At 66.9% G+C, this 20,272-nt stretch carries 20 protein-coding genes; 13 read left to right on the forward strand and 7 right to left on the reverse strand.

The window, feature by feature from the left end; genetic code table 11:
- Positions 1-109: 109 nt before the first annotated feature.
- Both KR767_RS04950 and bioD read right to left on the reverse strand, forming a co-directional pair.
- Positions 110-445: a hypothetical protein gene (locus KR767_RS04950; protein ID WP_250878313.1), complete on the reverse strand. Its 336-nt coding sequence runs from the start codon at positions 443-445 to the stop codon at positions 110-112.
- 36 nt (positions 446-481) lie between these two features.
- The gene (gene bioD, locus KR767_RS04955; protein WP_250878314.1) at positions 482-1,153 is read right to left on the reverse strand and encodes a dethiobiotin synthase; all 672 of its coding nucleotides are present in this window, start codon (positions 1,151-1,153) and stop codon (positions 482-484) included.
- Positions 1,154-1,226: 73 nt separating this feature from the next.
- Here bioD and KR767_RS04960 point away from each other — a divergent pair, with 73 nt between their 5' ends.
- Positions 1,227-1,718, forward strand: coding sequence for a GAF domain-containing protein (locus KR767_RS04960; protein ID WP_243853279.1), 492 nt, complete (start codon positions 1,227-1,229; stop codon positions 1,716-1,718).
- Between the two features lie 206 nt (positions 1,719-1,924).
- Here the strand turns inward: KR767_RS04960 and yihA are convergent, their stop codons facing one another.
- A complete protein-coding gene (yihA, locus tag KR767_RS04965) occupies positions 1,925-2,572 on the reverse strand; it encodes a ribosome biogenesis GTP-binding protein YihA/YsxC (protein WP_250878315.1) in 648 nt (215 codons plus the stop codon).
- Positions 2,573-2,736: 164 nt separating this feature from the next.
- Here yihA and KR767_RS04970 point away from each other — a divergent pair, with 164 nt between their 5' ends.
- The 5 genes from KR767_RS04970 to KR767_RS04990 all read left to right on the forward strand — a co-directional run bounded on the left by KR767_RS04970 (position 2,737) and on the right by KR767_RS04990 (position 6,518).
- Positions 2,737-3,558, forward strand: a complete 822-nt coding sequence (locus tag KR767_RS04970; RefSeq protein ID WP_243853273.1) for a c-type cytochrome — start codon at positions 2,737-2,739, stop codon at positions 3,556-3,558.
- A gap of 89 nt (positions 3,559-3,647) precedes the next feature.
- Positions 3,648-4,538 carry a thiol:disulfide interchange protein DsbA/DsbL gene (locus KR767_RS04975; RefSeq protein ID WP_250878316.1) on the forward strand — a complete coding sequence of 297 codons (891 nt, stop codon included), beginning with the start codon at positions 3,648-3,650 and terminating at the stop codon, positions 4,536-4,538.
- Between the two features lie 31 nt (positions 4,539-4,569).
- The gene (locus KR767_RS04980; RefSeq protein ID WP_250878317.1) at positions 4,570-5,232 is read left to right on the forward strand and encodes a thiol:disulfide interchange protein DsbA/DsbL; all 663 of its coding nucleotides are present in this window, start codon (positions 4,570-4,572) and stop codon (positions 5,230-5,232) included.
- A gap of 88 nt (positions 5,233-5,320) precedes the next feature.
- Positions 5,321-6,133: an endonuclease/exonuclease/phosphatase family protein gene (locus tag KR767_RS04985; RefSeq protein WP_250878318.1), complete on the forward strand. Its 813-nt coding sequence runs from the start codon at positions 5,321-5,323 to the stop codon at positions 6,131-6,133.
- Between the two features lie 4 nt (positions 6,134-6,137).
- Positions 6,138-6,518, forward strand: a complete 381-nt coding sequence (locus KR767_RS04990) for a hypothetical protein (RefSeq protein WP_250878319.1) — start codon at positions 6,138-6,140, stop codon at positions 6,516-6,518.
- Positions 6,519-6,713: 195 nt separating this feature from the next.
- Here the strand turns inward: KR767_RS04990 and KR767_RS04995 are convergent, their stop codons facing one another.
- A complete protein-coding gene (locus tag KR767_RS04995; protein WP_250878320.1) occupies positions 6,714-8,345 on the reverse strand; it encodes a glycoside hydrolase family 17 protein in 1,632 nt (543 codons plus the stop codon).
- 146 nt (positions 8,346-8,491) lie between these two features.
- On the opposite strand from KR767_RS04995, the gene KR767_RS05000 reads away from it, so the two are divergent.
- The 3 genes from KR767_RS05000 (at position 8,492) to KR767_RS05010 (ending at position 12,847) form a co-directional block, all read left to right on the forward strand.
- A complete protein-coding gene (locus KR767_RS05000) occupies positions 8,492-10,597 on the forward strand; it encodes a transglycosylase SLT domain-containing protein (RefSeq protein WP_250878321.1) in 2,106 nt (701 codons plus the stop codon).
- 61 nt (positions 10,598-10,658) lie between these two features.
- Entirely contained in the window at positions 10,659-11,600 is a 942-nt protein-coding gene (locus KR767_RS05005; protein ID WP_250878322.1) for a complex I NDUFA9 subunit family protein, read from the forward strand.
- A gap of 8 nt (positions 11,601-11,608) precedes the next feature.
- On the forward strand, positions 11,609-12,847 hold the full coding sequence (locus tag KR767_RS05010; protein WP_250878323.1) for a multifunctional CCA addition/repair protein: 1,239 nt from the start codon (positions 11,609-11,611) through the stop codon (positions 12,845-12,847).
- 251 nt (positions 12,848-13,098) lie between these two features.
- Here the strand turns inward: KR767_RS05010 and rsgA are convergent, their stop codons facing one another.
- Positions 13,099-14,154: a ribosome small subunit-dependent GTPase A gene (gene rsgA / locus KR767_RS05015; protein ID WP_250878324.1), complete on the reverse strand. Its 1,056-nt coding sequence runs from the start codon at positions 14,152-14,154 to the stop codon at positions 13,099-13,101.
- A gap of 119 nt (positions 14,155-14,273) precedes the next feature.
- Here rsgA and KR767_RS05020 point away from each other — a divergent pair, with 119 nt between their 5' ends.
- From KR767_RS05020 to grxD, 4 genes are all read left to right on the forward strand, one after another.
- On the forward strand, positions 14,274-15,518 hold the full coding sequence (locus KR767_RS05020) for an aminotransferase class I/II-fold pyridoxal phosphate-dependent enzyme (RefSeq protein WP_250878325.1): 1,245 nt from the start codon (positions 14,274-14,276) through the stop codon (positions 15,516-15,518).
- Positions 15,519-15,520: 2 nt separating this feature from the next.
- Positions 15,521-16,138 (forward strand): SGNH/GDSL hydrolase family protein, encoded by a 618-nt coding sequence (locus tag KR767_RS05025; RefSeq protein WP_250878326.1) that lies wholly within the window; start codon positions 15,521-15,523, stop codon positions 16,136-16,138.
- Positions 16,139-16,423: 285 nt separating this feature from the next.
- Complete coding sequence (locus KR767_RS05030; protein ID WP_166950164.1) at positions 16,424-17,293, forward strand: UDP-2,3-diacylglucosamine diphosphatase; 870 nt, start codon at positions 16,424-16,426, stop codon at positions 17,291-17,293.
- Between the two features lie 59 nt (positions 17,294-17,352).
- Positions 17,353-18,276: a Grx4 family monothiol glutaredoxin gene (grxD, locus tag KR767_RS05035; protein WP_166950166.1), complete on the forward strand. Its 924-nt coding sequence runs from the start codon at positions 17,353-17,355 to the stop codon at positions 18,274-18,276.
- 219 nt (positions 18,277-18,495) lie between these two features.
- On the opposite strand, the gene KR767_RS05040 is transcribed toward grxD, so the two are convergent.
- Both KR767_RS05040 and KR767_RS05045 read right to left on the reverse strand, forming a co-directional pair.
- The gene (locus tag KR767_RS05040) at positions 18,496-19,626 is read right to left on the reverse strand and encodes an acyltransferase family protein (RefSeq protein ID WP_250878327.1); all 1,131 of its coding nucleotides are present in this window, start codon (positions 19,624-19,626) and stop codon (positions 18,496-18,498) included.
- An 84-nt stretch (positions 19,627-19,710) separates the two neighbouring features.
- On the reverse strand, positions 19,711-20,187 hold the full coding sequence (locus tag KR767_RS05045) for a nuclear transport factor 2 family protein (RefSeq protein WP_166950170.1): 477 nt from the start codon (positions 20,185-20,187) through the stop codon (positions 19,711-19,713).
- Between the last annotated feature and the right edge of the window lie 85 nt (positions 20,188-20,272).

Genomic DNA, 20,272 nt, shown 5'->3' on the forward strand with positions numbered 1-20,272 from the left:
ACAACCACCGGAAGTAACCCCGTAGGAGCGCGCCTTGCGCGCGACCGCTACGGAGCCATGTATCGCGGGCTTCGTAGCGGTCGCGCGCGAGGCGCGCTCCTACGGGGCCTTAGCGGGTGTCGCGTAGTTCCCAGCTGTTGCCGATCAAGAGGTTGAGGCGGTGCTTCACGATGCGCATCGGCAGGCTGGTGGTGAGTTTGACGTCGGTGCGGTCGTTCGACAATTCGCCCGTGGCGCTCGCGCTGGCATCGGTCACGCCGAGGCTGTCGTCCACTTCGTCCGGCTCCGGCTGCTTTGCGCGCCAGCGCTGGAACAGGTTGTCGCTGCGCATGGCGTTGGCGATGTCTGCCGCGAGCTTTTCCGGGCCGATGCCTTCGAAGGCCAGGTCCGGGTCCGGGCCCCTGGCCTTGCTCATGTCCTTGACGGAGAGGAAGTAGGTAGTCATGGCGAATTCTTTACGTCGGTGCTCGTGAAGGCGCTGTCAGGTCAGGGGACGGAGGTCGAGCAGGCGTGCGGCTTCGGCAGGCACGAGGCCATGTGGCAGCACGCCCAGCAGGGGTGCATCGAGGTGTTCACGCAAGGTGGTGATGTTCTCGTCGGCCAGCGGCATGTCCGGATCCACGCGATTGGCGATCCAGCCGGCCAAGCGGCAGCCATCGGCCTCGATGGCACGTGCGGTGAGACGTGCATGGCTGATGCAACCCAGGCGCACGCCCACCACGAGCACCACGGGGAGGTTCCAGCGCCGGGGAATGTCCTCGGCGGACATGTCCTGCGCCAGCGGCACCAGCCAGCCGCCGACGCCTTCCACGATCACTCGCTGGTGGCTCCGTGTCAGCGACTCGAACGCGGCGTCCAGTGGCTCCCAGCGCAAGGCCACGCCTTCCTGCACGGCCGCCAGGTGCGGCGCCACGGCAGCCTCCATCGCCAGCGGATTTACCAGGTCATAGGCGGGACGCGGCTCGCTGGCCGCCTGCAAGGCCAGTGCATCCTCGTTGCGCAGTCCGTCCGGCGTGCGCAACGAGCCGCTGGCGACCGGCTTCATGCCGGCCACGCGCTCGCCCGCCAGGCGGAAGGCATGCACCAGCGCCTGGGCGCCATGGGTCTTGCCGATGCCGGTGTCGGTGCCGGCGACGAAGAGATGACGGGACATGGAACGGCCTTGCATGCGTGGGGACGTGGCACCATACACGGCTTCCCTCCCCGATTCCGCCGTGGAAACCGCCATGTACGAAGCCAAGGCCATCGCTGCCGACGACAAGGCCACTCTTTATGCCGAACTGGTTCAGCAGGCCGAGGGCCTGATGCATGGCGAGTCCAACGCCATCGCCAATGCGGCCAATTTCGCTGCGCTGGTCTATGACGTGCTGCCCGATCTCAATTGGGCCGGTTTCTACCTGTTCGACGGCAACGAGCTCGTGGTGGGCCCCTTCCAGGGCAAGCCGGCCTGCATTCGCATCGCCCTCGGGCGAGGCGTCTGCGGCACGGCAGCGCAGAGCCGGCAGACCCAGCTGGTGCGCGACGTGCACGAGTTCGAAGGGCATATCGCCTGCGACGCGGCATCCAATTCCGAGATTGTCGTGCCGCTGGTGAAGGGCGACGGCAGCCTGTTCGGCGTGTGGGATGTGGACAGCCCGGTGGTGGGGCGTTTCGACGACGAAGACCGCAAGGGCATGGAAGCGCTTTGCGAGGCCTTCATGAAGGCTATCGCTGGCTGATCGGTTTCCGCATATGCCGGTCGCGCGCAGGCGCGCTCCTACCCCCTGCCCTGTAGGAGCGCGCCTGCGCGCGACCGGACCGGAGCGGCGTCTGTAGGAGCGCGCCTCGCGCGCGAATCAGGACACGGCGGCGAAGCCGCAACCTCGGAACGCGCCTTGCGCGCGACCGGACGGGCGAAAAGGCCGGCCCTGGCGCAGCCGATGTCTTACAGCTCGTGCGGTCGCGGCGTATGCAGCAATTCGATGATGCGTGCCCGCGCTTCCTCGACACCGGTCTTCGCCAGCGACGAGAAGACCTGCGCCGTACCCGCCACGCCCTGCGTGCGGAACTCCTTGCGCAGCGCTTCGAGCGCCTTGGACGCCTGCCCGCGCGAGATCTTGTCCGCCTTGGTCATCAGCACATGGCAGGGCAGCTCCGTCGCCGCGCAGAACTCGATCATCGTGCGGTCGAAGTCCTTCAGCTCATGGCGGATATCCACGATGAGCACGATGCCACGCAGGCTGCGGCGCATTTTCAGATACGCGTCGATCTCGCCGCGCCAGTGCGCGCGCATGGCCTCGGGTACCTTGGCGTAGCCGTAACCGGGCAGATCGACCAGGCGTGCCTCCAGTGGCGGCGTGCCCTCGGGCCCCTTCAGCGGCGGCAGGTCGAATACCACCATGAGCTGCGTGCGACCCGGTGTCTTCGAGGTGCGCGCCAGCCCGGTGTGGCCCGTGAGCGCGTTGAGCGCACTGGACTTGCCCGCGTTGGAGCGACCGGCGAAGGCGACTTCCGCACCCTGGTCGTAGGGCAGCTGGGTGATTTCATTCGCGGCCAGCACGAAGCGGGCGCCGTTGAGCGTATTGGAGGACATGGCGTCGATACGGGTGACACGTGGCCGGGCAGTGTATGCGATATGGCCCCTGGCCACTTGAGCTGCCGTTTGACCGGGCTCCGAACACACCCCCATAATCATTTGGATGAGGCGTGGCAGGGAGCACGCCCGGTCATGAGAAGTATCCCCTTACGGAGACGCTTATGAAGTTCCGGCACGCCGCCGCTGCCATGTTCGCGACGCTCGTCATGAGCGCCGCTGTTGTTGCCCAGTCCACCGATCCAGCCAAGCCGACCAGCGCGCCCGCGCCAGCCGGTACCGCCGCCAAACCGGGCGCCAACGCAGCCGCCGATCCGGCCACGCCGGGTATGCCGAAGACCGACGCCGCCACCGCTTCCGCCCCATCGGGCGAAGCCACGGTCGCCACCAAACCGGGCGATGCCACCGCTGGCCAGGGCAAGGCCGCCGCCTGCGGCGCATGCCACGGCATGGATGGCAACTCCACCGATCCGCAATACCCGAAGCTGGCCGGCCAGAGCGAGCAGTACATCGCCGCCCAGCTGGCCGACTTCAAGTCGGGCAAGCGCTCCAACCCGATCATGGCCGGCTTCGCCGCCGCGCTGTCCGAGCAGGACATGCACGATGTCGGCGCCTACTTCGCCACCAAGGCCGCCCTTCCGGGCGTGGCCGACCAGAAATACGTCGACGCGGGACAGAAGCTCTACCGCGAGGGCGACGTCGATCACGGCATCCCCGCCTGCATGGCCTGCCATGGCCCCGACGGGCGCGGCAACCCGGGGGCGCACTATCCGCAGCTCACCAGCCAGCACGCCAATTACATCGAGGCGCGCCTGAAGGCATGGAACGATTCGTCGCGCGACGCGTCGAAGGACGGCCCACACGTCAAGATCATGGCTGCCGTAGCGCAAAAGCTCTCGCAAGAGGACATCGGCGCCGTGGCGAGCTACATCGAGGGACTGCACAGCGCCGAGCCCGCGGCGCCTGTCGCACCCGCGTCGCCCTGAAGACGGTAAAGTTGGGAGATCGAACGGGCCCCTCGTCGGGCCCGTTCTCATTTCGATGGCACGAAAAAAAGGATACGAATCCGATGCGTATGCGCCTTCCCCTACTCTGCGCGGCCCTGATCGGCCTTGCGGCCTGCGGTTCCGGCAACAGCGATGGCGGCACCACCCCGCCTCCGGCCGCCTCCACGGCCGCCAGCGCACCCGCGGCTCCGGCCAGCGCACCGGCAGCGACGCCGGCCCCGGCATCCACGGCAAACACCGCGCCGGCCGCATCGGGCAGCAGCGCCTCGGCCGCACCGGCTCCTGCCGCAGCCGCCGACCCGGACGACGCCAAGCGCCCGGACGTGAAGCCGTTCGTCGATGAAGGCAAGTGGGTGGAAGGCAAGCAGTATTTCCGCATCGATCCGGCCCAGCCCACCAGCAGCCCGGGCAAGATCGAAGTCACCGAGGTGTTCTCGTACGGCTGCCCGGCCTGTTTCCAGTTCCACGGCGTGGTCGACGAGCTGGCCAAGAGCCTGCCCAAGGGTGCGGTGATGACCTACACCCCGGCCTCGTTCCGCCCCGATGAAAACTGGCCGCTGTTGCAGCGCGCCTACCTCACCGCGCAGGCCCTGGGCGTGGACAAGCAGACTCACGACGCCATGTTCGATGCCGTGTTCAAGAGCGGCGAACTGGGCATCTTCGACATGAAGACGCAGAAGCCGAAGCCGCAGTCCGCCTGGCCCACCATCGACGACGTGGCCAGGTTCTACGCGCAGCACGGCGTGAAGGCCGAAGACTTCGTCGCCACGGCCAACTCCTTCACCATCAACACCAAGATGAAGCGCGCCGATGAACTGATCCGCGCCTACGAGGTCGATAGCACGCCCACCATCGTCGTGAACGGCAAATATCGTTTCACCCCGGGCTCGGCCGGCGGCTATCCGCAGGCGGTCGAACTCGCCCAGTGGCTCATCAGCAAGGAAGCCGCGGGCAAGTAACCGCGTACCACGAAACCCCACGGAGATTCCCATGTTCAAGCGTCTCTCGCTGCTGCTCGTCACCCTGGCCATGGCCACGGCATGCAGCGCCAAGCCCGCCGAAGGTGCGGCCCAGCCCAGCTTCACCGATGGCACCGAATACGTGTCCATTCCGCAAGCCGGCCAGAAGCGCCTGTCGAAGGAAGGCAAGGTCGAGGTCGTCGAGGTGTTCTCGTTCGGCTGCATCCACTGCGCGCACTACGAAGACTACGTCGAGAAGCTCCAGAAGGATCTTCCGAAGGACGTCACGTTCCATCGCATCCCGGCCGCCTTCAATGACGCGTGGTTGCCGTTCGCGCAGGCCTACTACGCCGCTGAGAAGCTTGTTCCCGCCGGCAAGCTCGACGAGTCCACCGACAAGCTGTTCAAGGCCAAGTGGGATCAGCACATGCCGCTGAACGCCATCGAAGAAATGGCCGACTGGTACAAGCAGAACTACAACGTCGACAGCGCGAAGTTCGTCGCCGTCGCCACCGGCCCGGAAGTGAAGGCGCAGATCGTCGCCGACACCAAGCTGATCCAGGCCTGGGGCATCGACGGCACGCCGACGATCGTCGTCGACGGCAAGTACCGTAGCAACAAGATCAGTGACTTCGACCAGCTCAACGGCGTGGCGAAGTACCTGGTAGATCGCGAGCTCAAGGGCGGCAAGTAATCCGCGCACCGGGCCGATGCCCCCCGTTCACGCGACGGGGGGCATCCTCTGCCGCCTCGGCCCGAAGAGACCTGATTCCCCTTTCGTCATGACCCGCTCCTCGCCGCCATCGCCCGCCGCACCCGAGCGCACCCTGCGCCTGCTGAGCTGCAATATCCTCGCCGGCGCGAGCGTCCAGCGGTACAGCGACTACGTCACCCGTAGCGTCAACGCCGTGCTGCCCGGTTCGTCCAAGCTCGCGAACCTCGATTCCCTGGCCGCCCTGCTGCACGAGTTCGACGTGGTGGGCCTGCAGGAGGCCGATGCCGGCAGCCTGCGCTCGGGTTTCCTCAACCAGACCCGCTACATCGCCGAAGCCGCCGGCATGCCGTTCTGGAGCCACCAGCCGAACCGGCCGATGGCCCGTGTCGCGCATTCGGCCAACGGCCTGCTGAGCCGCATTGAACCCAGCGAAGTCATCGACTACCCGCTGCCGGGCCGCATCAAGGGCCGTGGCGCACTGTTCGTGCGTTTCGGTGAGGGTCCCCATGCCCTCGTGGTGGTAATTGCCCACCTGTCGCTTGGCGCCGCCGCGCGCATGGGTCAGCTGGGTTTCATTGCCGAACTGCTCGCGCCGTATCCGCACGCGGTGCTGATGGGCGATCTCAACACCGAGCCCTCCAGCCCGGAAATGCGTTTGCTTTTCGAGCGCACCGCCCTGCAGATGCCCACCATTGCCACGCCCACCTTCCCCAGCTGGAAGCCACGGCGTGCGCTCGACCATATCCTCACCTCGGCTGACATCGCACTCGATCGCACGTGGACATTGCCCCGCGCCTTCTCCGATCATCTGCCGCTTGCCGCCGAAATCCGCCTGCCGCTGTCGCTTGCCGAGGCGATAGGCACGGCTTCACCGAGATAGATCCATGAAACCCAGCCTGCGCGCTGCCCTGCCCTGGGTCGCCATCCTCATCGTCGCCATCGGCGCCGCCGTGCTCCGGTATGGCTTCATCGAGCCGTCCGACGCCGCGCATGCCTGCGAGGGCAAGGCTGGTCCGTGGTGGTGTGGCGTGCGCGAGCTGATCGTGCAGGGGTTTCTTACCTATGCCTATGGGTACGCCGCTATTGTCGTGGCGCTGCTGGCACTGTTCTGGCGCGGTGTCGGCACGGCTGTGCTGGCGGCATGCCTGGGGGTGATCGCCTTGCAGTTGTATTGCTACGAGGGTGGTGCACTGGCGCTGCTGATCGGGGCGTTGCGGCTGGTGCGGGTGCAGTACGAGCGCTGGGAAGCTGTCGCTGCGGCTTGATCGGAGCGATTTGCCGCGGCGGGGCGGCCGGGTGCGTTTCGCCTTGGTGCGGTCGCGCGCAAGGCGCGCTCCTACAGGTAGCTCGTTGCTTCGTGCCGGTCGCGCGCGAGGCGCGCTCTTACAACGCAGCTTGCGCGCGGCCGGGTACCTGTAGGAGCGCGCCTCGCGCGCGACCGGTACGAAGCGAATACCGAATTACCGCCGCGCCCGCTTCCACGCCGTAAGCACCGGGATCGCCAGCGCCAGGTTGAGCAGCAGCCAGCCCCAGGACACCACGTTGGCGCCGATCTCCTGCACCACCACGGCCGCACCGAGCAGCACCAGCCACACGGCGAGCAGGCGCTCCTCGACCAGCGGCATGAGGACATCCTCACGCGTGCGCAACAGACCCAGCAGGAAAAACCCGATGCACGGCAACGCGAACAGCCCGATGGGGAAATCACGGTAACGGCCGTTGAAGACCAGCAGGATGCCGTAAAGCGTCAGCACGAACATCCAGAAGAAACGCTGCGGCGTAAATGCATCGGACCAGGTGATGCCCAGGCGGCGACGCTCCTGCGGTGCCGGCGCGACGGCCGCCGGGTTCACCGGTGATGCCAGGCGCGAAGCAACGGCGCGCGCCAGCGAGAGCGAGGTGAGCAAGCCGACGATGCCCACGCCGATGCCCGTCGCCCATTCGATGTTATTGCGGCAGGCAAACAGCAGAAGGCGCGCATGGGCCGCCAGCGCCGTGCCCACGGCAAAACCCGAAAGCAGCAGGGCGAGCCAGCCCTGCACGCCGTGCCAGCGACGGCCGAAGGCACCTGCCAGCAGGAAGACAACGGCACCGATGCCACCCGCTGCGATGGCCCAGGTCCAGCGCGGCTCTTCCACCACGGGGCCGGTCATGGCGAACTTGGGCTTCGCATCCACGTCGAAGATGCCCCAGTAACCGCCGACGGTGCCTTCCAGATCACGCTTCCACGGCTGGTCGAAGGCTTCGATGACGTTGTAGGGCATGTCCACCGTGGCCGCGTAGTTCAGGAACTCGCGCAGGTAACGTGCCTCGTTCACCAGGCTTGCACTGGCGTCGCGGCGCGTGCGCCCTTCGCTGGGCCAGCCGGTTTCGCCGATCATGATGCGCTTGCCGGGGAATTCGGCCTTCATGCGCTGGTAGACGTCGGCGACGTGATGCACGGCCCGCTCCGGGGACACCGGCTCGTCTTCCCAGTACGGCAGGATATGGATGGTGAGGTAATCCGTGGCCTCGGCAAGACGCGGATGCTTCTGCCAGAACTCCCACACATCGGCGTAGGTCACCGGCACATCGGTGGCATCGTTCACCCGGCGGATATAAGCCGCAAGCGCCTTCTCGGACAGCTCGCCGCGCAGCAGCACCTCATTGCCCACCACGATGCCGCGCAGGCTGTCGTGGTCACGACGGGCCGCCTCGATCCCCAGCTTGATCTCGCGCTCGTTGGCCACCGGATCGCGACCGAGCCAGATGCCCATCAGCACCTTCATGCCATAACGACCGGCGATATCCGGTACGGCACCCAGCCCCTGCCCCATCGAATACGTACGCACGCAATCGAAGCGGGTGGAGAGGGCTTTCAGGTCTTCCTCGATCCGCTCGGGCGGAATAAAGGCGTTGACGTCGAACGGGGTCTCGCCCTTCAGCCGGAAAGGCGCATAGGACACGCAGGCGATCTTCGCCGTAGGCGAATCAGGCAAAGGGATCGGGCGACCCAGCTGCCACCAGTAGCCGGCGCCGAACAGCGCGGCGGCGATAAGGATGATCCATGCGAGCGGTCGCGCGAACCGCGCGTAGGGGCTGAGAGGCGGCATGCCGTTCCAGTAACGAAATCGAAGAGGCGAACCGGACTAGCTTAACGGCCCGCAGGCGACAGGGCGATTCCCCTGGAACGGGCCGTTCATCCGGTTTACGCGCGGGTTTCCTACAATGATGGGTACGTCCCCGTGAAGGAATCCCGATGGCCCCCTCCAAGGCATCGCGACGCATCCCCCGTCCGCTCCGCTTTCTCGCCGGCCTCGCCCTGGTCGTCTGTGTCATCGCCCAGTCCCCGGGCGCCGCCGCCGAAGGCACCGACGCGCAGCGCATGCGTTTCCGCCAGGCCTATGCGGCGGCCAGCCAGCAAGGTGGCGATGCCTGGCGCACCCAGGCCACCGGGCTGGAGAACTATGTCCTGTTCCCCTACCTGGAAGCCGCGGCGCTCACGCACGACCTGCGCACGCTGGACCGCGCCCGGGTCGACGCCTACCTCAACCGCTATCCGGGGCTGATCCCTGCCGCCGACCTGCGCCGCGATTTTCTCGGCGAACTTGCACGCCGCAAGGACTGGACCACGTTCGCCGCGATGTACCAGCCCGGCCTCGGCGATTCGCTGGCCTGCTACGCCCTGCAGGCGAAGCTGTCGCGCAACGAGCCGCTGGTGTTCGAGCGCGACCTTGCCGACCTGTGGAAGAAACCCAGCCTGCCCAACAGCTGCGACCCGGTGCTCTCCGCCGCGCACGATGCCGGCCTGCTCACCAGCGAACGCCTGTGGGCCCGCATCCAGGTAGCGGCCGACGCCGGCAAGGGCGGCACCATCGCCTCGCTGGCACCGTGGCTGCCGACGTCCGACGCATCGGCCGCGCAGCGCATCGCGCTGGCGCTGAACGACCCGGCCACCGCCCTGCGCCAGGCCGCCGACTGGCCCGATACGCCGCGCCATCGCCAGGCCGTCACGCTGGCCCTGCAACGCATGGCCCGTCGCCAGTCCAGCGTGGCCGACGGTGCATGGACCACGCTCGCACCGAAGTTCACCCTGAGCGAGCAGCAGAAGGGTGCCGTGCTCAACGCACTGGCCCTCTTCCACGCCACCGACTTCGACGAGTCGGCACTCGACCGCCTCGCCGCCCTGCCCCTTTCCGCACAGACCGACGCCAGCCGCGAATGGCGCGTGCGCGTTGCCCTGGCCCGACAGGACTGGCCGGCTGCGCTCACTGCGCTGGACGCCCTGTCGCCCACGCAGAAGGATGATGGCGAGTGGCGTTACTTCCGCGCCCTGGTCCTCGGCAAGCTGGGTCGCAACGACGAAGCAAAAAGGCTCTACCAGTCGGTATCGCAGGAAGCCACGTACTTCGGCTTTCTCTCGGCCGACCGCATCGACACCGCCTACGCCATCTGCCCGGTGACGATGCCCACCGATGAGCGTCGCGAAGCCGCACTGCTCAACGACCCGGGCCTCGACCGTGCTTTCGAGCTGTACGCCGTGGGCCTGCAGAAATACGCCCGTCGCGAATGGTCCTCCGCACTGACCGGCCGCGACGCGGACACCCAGCGCCTTGCCGCCGACCTCGCCTTCCGCAAGGGCTGGTACGACCGCGCCGTGTTCGGCCTGTCGTCCGGCGAAGCGCTGCGCCTGTACGAACAGCGCTTCCCGCTCGCCCGCCAGGATGGCGTGGTGGAACAGTCGAGCCAGGCTGGCATCGAGGCGCCATGGGCGTACGCGATCATCCGCGCCGAGAGTGCCTGGATGAGCGACGCCCGCTCCGGCGCCGATGCCCGTGGCCTCATGCAGCTGCTGCCCGCCACGGCGGCGAACGTCGCCAAGCGCAACGGCCTGTCGTGGGGCGGCGGCGAGAGCCTGTACGACCCCAGCACCAACATCGTGCTGGGTACTCGCTATCTCTCGCAGATGGCGGCCCGCTTCAACGGAGCCCCGTGGCTTGCCAGTGCCGCCTACAACGCCGGCCCGAACAAGGTCGACCAGTGGCTGTCCGCCCGCGGCACCCTTGATCCGGATCTCTTCGTGGCCAGCATTCCCTACAAGGAAACCCGCGAATATGTCGCGCGTGTCATGGCCTTTGCCGTGATCTACGACTGGCGCCTCAACGGCAATGCGCTGTCCATCGGCTCGCGCATGACCCGCATCGGCAGCACTTATTCACTGCCGTCGTCGGGTGCCGTGCGCAAGCCGGTGAGCTGCCCGGCCCCGGTCGTGAGCAAGCCCTCGCCGCCGGCCACCCCGGCTGTCGCGGAACCTGCACCTGCCGAGGCCTCCTCGGTACCCACGCCGGAGGAGCCCCAGCGCTGATGCTTGGCGGCGCGGTCCGCAGCGCCTACGCTCGGACCGACGCCGCCAGACAGGGGACCCCATGAAAGCCCAACGTATCGTCATCCTCGGTGGCACCGGCTTCGTCGGCGGCAGCCTCGTGCCCCGTCTCGCCGCGGACGGCCATTCGATCCTGCTGCTGTCGCGCAACCGACAGACCCGTCGTCACGCCACCGTCGGGCGCAACGTCAGCGTCGTCACGGCCGACGTCTATGACCCACCGACCCTGCGCCGGCATATCGCCGGCGCCGATGCCGTCATCAACCTTGTCGGCATCCTCAACGAAAGCCGTCGCGATACGTTCGAACGCGTGCATGCCACGCTCACCCGGCTGGTGGTGGATGCCTGCCGTGACACCGGCGTGCATCGCCTGCACCAGATGAGCGCGATGAAGGCAGGCCAGGGACTGTCGAAATACCTGCGCACGCGCGGCGAAGCCGAAGCCCTGGTGAAATCCTCCACGCTCGACTGGACGATCTACCAGCCCAGCACGATCTTCGGCCCCGGCGACGGCCTGGTCACCCGCTTCGACACACTGCTGCGCTTCGCACCGGTCATGCCGCTACCGCGACCCAAGGCGAAGATGGCACCGGTCTACGTCGGTGATGTGGCCGACGCCATCGCACGGGCCGTGGCAAACCCTTCGATCTCGCTACTGCAAACCTTCGAGTTGTACGGCCGAGAGACCTGGACGCTGCTCGACCTCGTACGCGCCATTCGCGATACGCGCGGCCGACGCCGCCTCGTGCTGCCCATGCCCGACTCGCTCGGTCGTCTCCAGGCCGAACTGGCCCAGTTCGCCCCAGGCAAGCCGTTCACACCGGACAACTTCCGCACGCTGCGCACCGACTCCGTCGGCAAGGTCGACGGCCTCGCGCAGCTCGGCATCCAGCCGCAGCTGCTGTCGGCATGGCTGCCCCGCCTGCTCGGCCATTCCGAACACCAGCGACGCCTCGACGAGGCGCGCGCCAAGCGGCGCCCCTGAAGGACACCATGGATATCTACCTTGTCGGCGGTGCCGTACGCGACAAACTGCTGGGCCGCCCCGTCGTCGATCGCGACTGGGTCGTCGTGGGTGCCACGCCGGAAGACATGGTTGCCGCCGGCTACAAACCCGTAGGCAAGGATTTCCCCGTCTTCCTGCACGGCGACACCAGGGAGGAATACGCCCTCGCCCGCACCGAACGCAAAACCGGTCGCGGTTATCACGGGTTCGCTTTCCACGCCGATCCGGGTGTCACCGTCGAGCAGGATCTCGAACGCCGCGACCTCACGATCAACGCCATTGCGCAAGCGAAAGACGGTCGCCTCGTCGATCCGTTCGACGGTGTGCGCGACATCGAAACACGCACGCTGCGCCATGTATCTCCCGCCTTCGCGGAAGACCCGGTGCGCCTGCTGCGTGTCGCACGTTTCGCCGCACGCTATGCGCCGCTGGGCTTCACCGTCGCCAGCGAAACCATGGCCCTCATGCGCCGCATGGTCGAAGACGGCGAAGTGGATCACCTCGTGCCGGAACGCGTGTGGGCAGAAACCCGCAAGGCACTCGCCGAACCAATGCCGCAGGTCTTCGTGCAGGTGCTGCGGGAAAGCGGCGCACTGCGTGTACTGTTCCCGGAAGTAGACGCCCTCTACGGCGTGCCGCAACGCCCGGAATACCATCCGGAAGTAGACACCGGCATCCACATCGAGCTGGTATTGCAGGCCGCCGCAAGACTCGCGCCCGGCGACGCGCTGGTGGCCTGGTGCGCACTGACGCACGACCTCGGCAAGGCACTTACTCCTGCCGACGTGCTGCCGCGCCACATCATGCACGAACAACGCGGCATCGAACCGGTACGCGAAATCTCAGCGCGCCTGAAAATCCCCACCGAATACGCCTTCATGGCCGAGATGGTCTGCAGGCACCATCTCAACGCCCACATGGCCTTCGAACTGAAACCGGCAACGATCCTCCGCCTGCTCGAATCCCTGGGCGCACTGCGCCGACCCGAACGCCTCGACACCGTCCTGCTCGCCTGCACCGCCGACAAACGCGGCCGCCTCGGCAGCGACGACGCCGACTACCCGCAGGCCGATTACCTTCGCGCCTGCCGCGAAGCCGCCGCCGCCATCACGTCCAAACCCTTCGTCGACCAGGGCCTCGAAGGCCCCGCCATCGGCGAAGCCATGAAGAAAGCCCAGACCGCCGCCATCGCCCATGTAGGAGCGCGCCTTGCGCGCGACCGATGATGAGACTCGCTAGCCGCCCATGGCAGGCCCCCTGCCGAACGGACAGGAGCCGATCGCAAGGCCATCAACCTCACGACACCGTATCCCTGTAGGAGCGCGCCTGCGCGCGACCGTTTGGATCGAAACGATGAGGGTATCGCGACAACCGGTCGCGCGCAGGCGCGCTCCTACAAGGGCACGGTGGTGCGGCAGGGTTTTCCACACGATCACCGTGAGATGGAGCGAGGCAACGGGCGCAGCCCTTGTCGCGATCAGTCGTCGGAGTGGGACCAGTTGCCACGGCGGGGTTTGCCCGGGTGCTTGGGCACGGTCTTGCGGCGGAGCTTTGCTTCCAGGGTGGCGGCCTGTTCTTCGCGCTCATCGTGGAGCTTCAGGTAATTGCGCCAGCGTTGCGTCGAGAGCTCGCCCGTCGCCAGCGCAGTCTGGATCGCGCAGCCGGGTTCGTTGGTGTGTCCACAGTCGGCAAAGCGGCATTGCGCGGCGAGGGTTTCGATGTCCGCGAACAGGTCGAGGTTTTCCTCGCCGGTGAGTTTCAGTTCGCGCATGCCAGGCGTATCGATGAGGCAGCCGCCCGTGGGCAGGCTCAGCAACGCACGATGCGTGGTGGTGTGGCGGCCGCGGCTGTCGTGCGAGCGCACGGCGCTGGTCGCCATGCGTTCCTCGCCCAGCAAGGTGTTCGTGAGCGTGGACTTACCTGCACCCGACGAGCCCACGAGCACGGCGCTGGAACCCGGGCCGAGGTAGGGCTCAAGCAACGCCACCGTGGCCGGGTCCTTGCCGTTGATCGCATGCACCGCGGCTTCGGAAGGAAGGCGTTCGCGCAGGGCGGTGACCGCCGCATCGACGTCCACGCCGGTGTCCGCCTTGCTGAGCAACACCACGGGGAGTGCGCCCGAACCTTCGACCAGCGTGAGGTAACGCTCGATGCGGGCGGGATTGAAGTCGCCATCGAGGCCGGTGAGCACCAGCACGTAGTCGATGTTGGTGGCGATGATCTGTCGCTCGTAGCGCTCGCCGGCCGCCGCGCGGGTGAGCGTGCTGCGCCGGGGCAGCACGGCTTCGATCACCGGGTGGTTCGCATGATCGAGGAAGACAAAGTCGCCCACGGCAGGCCGCAGTGACGGGTCGAGGCCCCGCTTCAGGAACTGTCCGGCCGGCTGCGCGTTGAATGCCGACGCCCCGTCGTGCACCTCGTAACCGGCACGATGCTGGGCCACCACGCGCGCAAGTCGGCGTGGGTCGTCGGGCAGGCCAGGCTCGCGCCAGCCGATACGGCGCAGGCGCGCCAGGTCCGCAGGGTCGGTCATGGCCGCGATTATGCCCGCTCGGAGACCGATTTCCGCCTCGCGACACCATGACGACGCTGTTAGGATCGGGACAGACCGCCGGGAAAGGGCCTGGCGGCACCTACCGGAAGTCTCGCGAAGTGTCCTCGATCAAGCCCAGCGCGCACCTGGCGGAAGTGCGCTACGAAATCCGCGGCGCCCTCACCCGACGGGCCCGCGAACTGGAGGCCGCCGGCCGGCCGATCATCAAGCTCAATATCGGCAACCCCGGTCGCTACGGCTTCACCACGCCGGCCCACCTGCGCGAAGCCATCGCCAGCCGCCTGACCGACAGCGAAGCCTACGGTCACGAGCAGGGCCTGGAAGAAGCCCGCGAGGCCATCGTCGCCCAGCAGCGCGCCCGTGGCGCCATCGGTGTCGAGGTGGAGCGCGTGTTCGTCGGCAACGGCGTGAGCGAGCTGATCGATCTTTCCCTGCGCGCCCTGATCCAGCCGGGCGAGGAAGTGTTGCTGCCCAGCCCGGACTACCCGCTGTGGAGCGCTGCGACGATCCTCAACAACGGACACCCGCGCTATTACCGCTGCCTCGCCGAGAACGGCCACCTGCCCGACCCGGACGAGATGGAATCCCTGATCGGCCCGCGCACCCGCGCCATCGTGCTGATCAACCCGAACAACCCCACCGGTGCCGTCTATCCGAAGGCGTTGCTGGAGCGCATCGTCGGCGTGGCGCGCAAGCACAACCTGCTGCTGCTCTGCGACGAGATCTACGACGAGATCCTTTACGACGGCACGCCGTTCCAGCCGCTGGCGGCCGTAGCCGGCGATCACCCCTGCGTGAGCTTCGGCGGTTTGTCGAAGGTGCATCGCGCCTGCGGTTACCGCGTGGGCTGGATGAGCCTGTCGGGCGATCCCAAGCGCACCGTGGATTACCGCGAAGCGCTCCAGTTGCTGTCGGCGCTTCGACTGTGCGCCAACGTCACCGCGCAGTGGGCCGTAAAGCCTGCCCTGCTCGACAAGCCCACCATCACCGAGCTGACTTCACCGGGCGGCCGCCTGCACGAGGCGCGCCGGCTCATCCTCGACCAGGTGAAGGCAAGCCCCTACTTCGACCTGGTCGCTCCGGGCGGCGCCATCTACGCCTTCCCCTGGGTGCGTGCCGACGCCGTGCCGCATTTCGACGATACGGCCTTCGCCCTGCGCCTGCTGGACGAGGAAAACGTACTGGTCGTGCCCGGCACCAGCTTCAACCTGCCCGCCAGCCGCCACCTGCGCCTGACCCTGCTGCCGGAGCTGGCCCAGCTGGGCGAGGTGTTCGCGCGCATGGATCGTGTGCTCGGCCGCATGGCCGCCGAAGACCGGCCGCTCGCCAGCGCGGTCGCCTGACGATGACGGCACCGACGTTCCTGGCCCTCGGCGATTCGTACACGATCGGCGAGGGCGTGGCCGAGGCCGGCCGCTGGCCCGTGCAGCTGGTCGCGCGTCTGCATGACGACGGCGTGGCCGTGGGCGAACCGCGAATCATCGCGACCACGGGCTGGACGACCGACGAGTTGTCGGCCGCCATGGATGCCGCGCACCTGACGCCCGGCTATGGCCTGGTCACCCTGCTGATCGGGGTGAACAACCAGTATCGCGGGCGCCCGGCCACGGAGTATCGCGAGCAGTTTCTCGCGCTGCTTCATCGGGCGATCGGGCTCGCCGGCGATGCGCGACGCGTCGTGGTGGTGTCGATTCCCGACTGGGGCATCACCGCCTTTGCCGAGGGGCGTGATCGCGCGGCCATCGGCAAGGACATCGATACGTTCAACGCCATTGCGAAGGATGAAACCCTGCGCGCCCATGCCCGCTGGGTGGATGTGACGCCAGCCTCGCGGCAGGCCGGCGCGAAGCCGGGCATGCTGGTGGACGACGGGCTGCATCCGTCGGCGAAGCAGTATGGGCTGTGGGTCGATGCCATCCTGCCGGAGGCGCGGGCTGCGTTGCGGGAATTGCCGGCGAGGTAGAGGGTCGCCGGTGGGCCGATGCATCAGCCCGTCGCGCGCAGGCGCGCTCCTACAGGTGTTGCTCTGGAGCGGGTCGCGCGCGAGGCGCGCTCCTACAGGGGGTGCTGTGCTTGTGTAGGAGCGCGCCTTGCGCGCGACCGGTACAACGTGAAACCACCCAGCCAGCAGCCACCCCCAGCTGAAACATAGGCTTACCCCCGAAACCTCACTGAAATACCCACGCCACGACGCGGTTACGTCTCAAGCAGACACTGGCGCCCCGGGACAGCCCCGGAAACCGACGCCATGGCCAAGATCACCTGCCGCAGCGCCTTCATCTCCGACGTGCACCTCGGCACGCCCGACTGCAAGGCCGCCTATCTGCTCGACTTCCTCCATCACCTGGATTGCGAGCGCCTGTACCTGGTCGGTGACATCGTCGACCTGGAAGCACTCGCCAAGCGCCACTGGTGGCACCCGGACCACAGCGCGGTGATCGCCGAGATCATCGCCATCGCCGCGCGCGGGGTCGAGGTGATCTATATCCCCGGCAACCACGACTTCCAGATGCGCGGGCTCGCCGGCTCCACCATCGCGGGCATCCGCGTGGAGCTGGACGCCCTGCACGAAGGCGCCGATGGCCGCCGCTACCGGGTGAGCCACGGCGACGAGTTCGACCCCGAGCACATCGGCAAGCGCTGGCTCACGGTACTGGGCGATGCCATGCACCGCGTCATCTGCTGGGCCAACCGGCGCATGCACGCAGTGCGCCGCCGCCTCGAACTGCCCTACCTGCCGCTGTCGATCATCATCAAGTCGCACATCCGCCTGGCCATGGAATACATCCGTGGTTACGAACAAAGAGTGGCCAAGGATGCAAAGGAGCGCGGGCTGGACGGTCATATCTGCGGCCATATCCACTTCGGCCACATGCGCCCCATCGACGGCATCCTGTACCTCAACGACGGCGACTGGGTGGAGCACTGCACGGCGCTGGTCGAGGACTTCACCGGCGCCATGGAGCTGATCCACTGGACCGAGCGGTACACGCCGTTAGGTCGCGCCAGCCGTGAGACCGTGTTGCCCTCCCCCGAGGCGGTACTCAGTTTTGCCCCGCTGGCGGACTGCCGGGCCGACCTGTCGACCCTGCGTGCCGAGGTGTCGGTAGCGGGTTGAAACGGACAGGGCCGAGCCCATGTAAAATGGGCTCCTTTCCCCACCCGCGGTGAACCAGAATGGCCCTTGATACCCCCACCCGCGAGCGCATCGAAGCCCTGCTCGCCCAGCACGAGGTCGTGCTGTTCATGAAGGGCACGCGCCAGCAGCCGATGTGCGGCTTTTCCGCCGCCGCCACCAACACGCTCAACGACGTGGTCGACCAGTACCACACCGTGAACGTGCTGGAAGACCCGGAAATCCGCGAGGGCATCAAGGAATACGGCCAGTGGCCGACCATCCCGCAGCTGTACGTGAAGGGCGAGCTGGTAGGCGGCTCGGACATCATCCGCCAGCTCTACACCAGCGGTGAGCTCTACACCCTGTTCGGCTCCAGCCCGCCGGACCGCACGCCGCCGGAAATCACCATCACCGACAAGGCCGCCGACGCCATCCGTGGCGGCATGGCCAATGCGCAGGACATGGCCCTGCACCTGGAGATCGGTCCGGACCACAGCGCCGGCTTCCAACTGGCCCCGGCCGGTGATTTCGACATCGTCACCGTGGCCAACGGCATCGAAGTGCATTTCGACCCGGGCAGTGCCCAGCGCGCCAAGGGCATCGTGATCGACTGGGTCACCACCGTGCAGGGTGAAGGCCTCAGCCTGAAGTTCCCGGGCGCCGTGGAGATCGGCACGCTGTCGGTGCACCAGCTGAAGGATCGCCTGTCTGCCGGCGACATCGTGCTCGTGGACGTGCGCCCGGCGCACGGTCGCGCCATGGCCGCGCCGCTTGCCGGTGCGCGCATCCTCGAAGACGAGGGCTACGAGGCCCTGGCCTCGCTGCCGAAGGACACGGCGATCGCCTTCATCTGCCACCACGGCATCTCCAGCCGCGCCGCGGCCGAGCGCTTCGCAGCGCATGGCTTCACGCAGCTGTTCAATGTGGAAGGCGGTATGGATGCGTGGGCCCGCGAGGTCGATCCGAGCGTCGCCCGGTACTGAGCCTGCTGCATTTTTATAAGGAAACGGCGCCCTGGGGCGCCGTTTCCTTTTGTAGGAGCGCGCCCTGCGCGCGACCACATCGTGGCGTGATGCACGATATTTCATAGGCTGTCGCGCGCAAGGCGCGCTCCTACAACAGCACGCTTGTGCCATGTCACGGCGCCCGCAGGGACGGGTCGCGCGCAAGGCGCGCTCCTACAACAGCACGCTTGCGCCATGTCACGTCGCCCGCAGGGACGGGTCGCGCGCGAGGCGCGGTCCTGCATGTCGGTCGCGCCAGCGGAGGAAGGGGCGTTCTATCGCGTAGTGCAGCACCGCGCCGCCTGCCAGCGTGGCGACGGTGAAGATGGCGAAGCGTACGAAGCGGTGGTCATCCAGCGATTCGCCGATGGCATGGTCCACGAGGGTGAAAACGCCCTTGTGGCTGAGATAAAGACTGTAGGAGGCCCGGGCCAGCCAGCCGGCGCCTGGGATGCGCAGCGTGCCGAACCATGTTGCTCCGGATGCCGCCGCGACGAACAACGCCATCGACAACGCTACAAGCGGATAACCCAGCACGCACGGCCAGAAATCCACTCGCGCCCTGTCGAACAACACGATCGACGCACCCAGGCACACCAGGCCACCCACGAAGACCATGCCGGCATGCGCATGTATGCGTGCCATAAGCACCGGCCGGTAGACCGTGATCGCGGCGATGAGCACACCGGCCAGCAGACCGTCGCAGCGCGACCAGGTGGGGTAATAGAGATAGCGCAGGTATTCAACGCCCGGCCTTTCACCCGCCGCGACGATCGGGTGGATGAAATGCGACCAGAGCCATGTGCGCAGCAGGATGCCGCCGACCAGCACCAACGAGCACGTCAGCGCAAAACCACGCACTGAAGGACGTCGCGACAGCGCGAACGCCAGAAAGGGGAACACCAGGTAGAACTGCTCTTCCACGCATAACGACCACACGTGCGAGAACGCGTAGTTGTCGCCATTGTCGTAAAGCAGGTTGAAGGTGAAGGTCGCGAACTGCCATAAGGGTTGCATGCCCGGTGTTTCCCGCCATGCGGGCCAGAAGGCATACAACGCCAGCACCACGAAGAAGGCTGGCAGGATGCGGATCATGCGGCGCTTGTAGAAGCCGGGGAAATCGACGTGTCCCGTGCGCTGCAACGAAGCCAGCACCTGCCGGCCGATCAGGAAACCGCTCAGCACGAAGAACAGATCCACGCCCATCCAGCCGGATCGTTCCAGCATCCCGAAGCCTTCGCCCAGCCCGCCGACGAGATAGCTGTGAAACAGCATCACCCATGCAATGGCAACGGCGCGCAGGGTATCGAGGCCGGGCTGGCGGTCCATGGAACGTCCTTGGGATGGATCGTGACAATCTGGGCCGCGCCCGTGGCGCGGCCGGGGTGGAAAAATGGCCGGACGCAGGCAGCGTCAGAAATTGCTGGAATAGAGCATCGCCACGATCTTCCAGCCATCGTCGGTGCGCAGCATCTGCCAGGTTTCGGCACCGTGGTTCTGCACCTTGCCGTCCATCAGGAAGTCGAAATCGAAATACACCGTGCCGATCGCACCGTCCGTCTGGATGCGGACATTGTGGAAGCGCTCCTCGATCGGCCCCTTCGCCTTGCCCACGAAATCGGTGAATTCCTGCCAGCTGCCGGGCTTGTAGCGCGGTACGTCCTTGCCCGGATGCTCCTTGCGGACTTTGACCAGCGAGGCTTCGCCGAGCGCCGTATACCAGCCCTTGCTGTCGGCCACGAAGAGCGAGCCGAGCGTTTTCGCGTCATGGGCCTTCAGCGAGGTCTGGAACGTATCGACGACTTTCTGGATATCGGCCCGTGCATCGTCAGCCAGCACCGGCAACGGCAGCAGGAGGGCAAGGGCGAACAGGCAGGGACGAAGGTTCATCAGGGCGACTCCGTTGACCAGGGAGGCCCAAGGACAGCAAAGCAAAGGCCCGCCGCATAGCAGGATGCGGCGGGCCGTGGACTTG

This window comes from Luteibacter anthropi, from assembly GCF_023699965.1.
Classification (GTDB): domain Bacteria; phylum Pseudomonadota; class Gammaproteobacteria; order Xanthomonadales; family Rhodanobacteraceae; genus Luteibacter; species Luteibacter anthropi.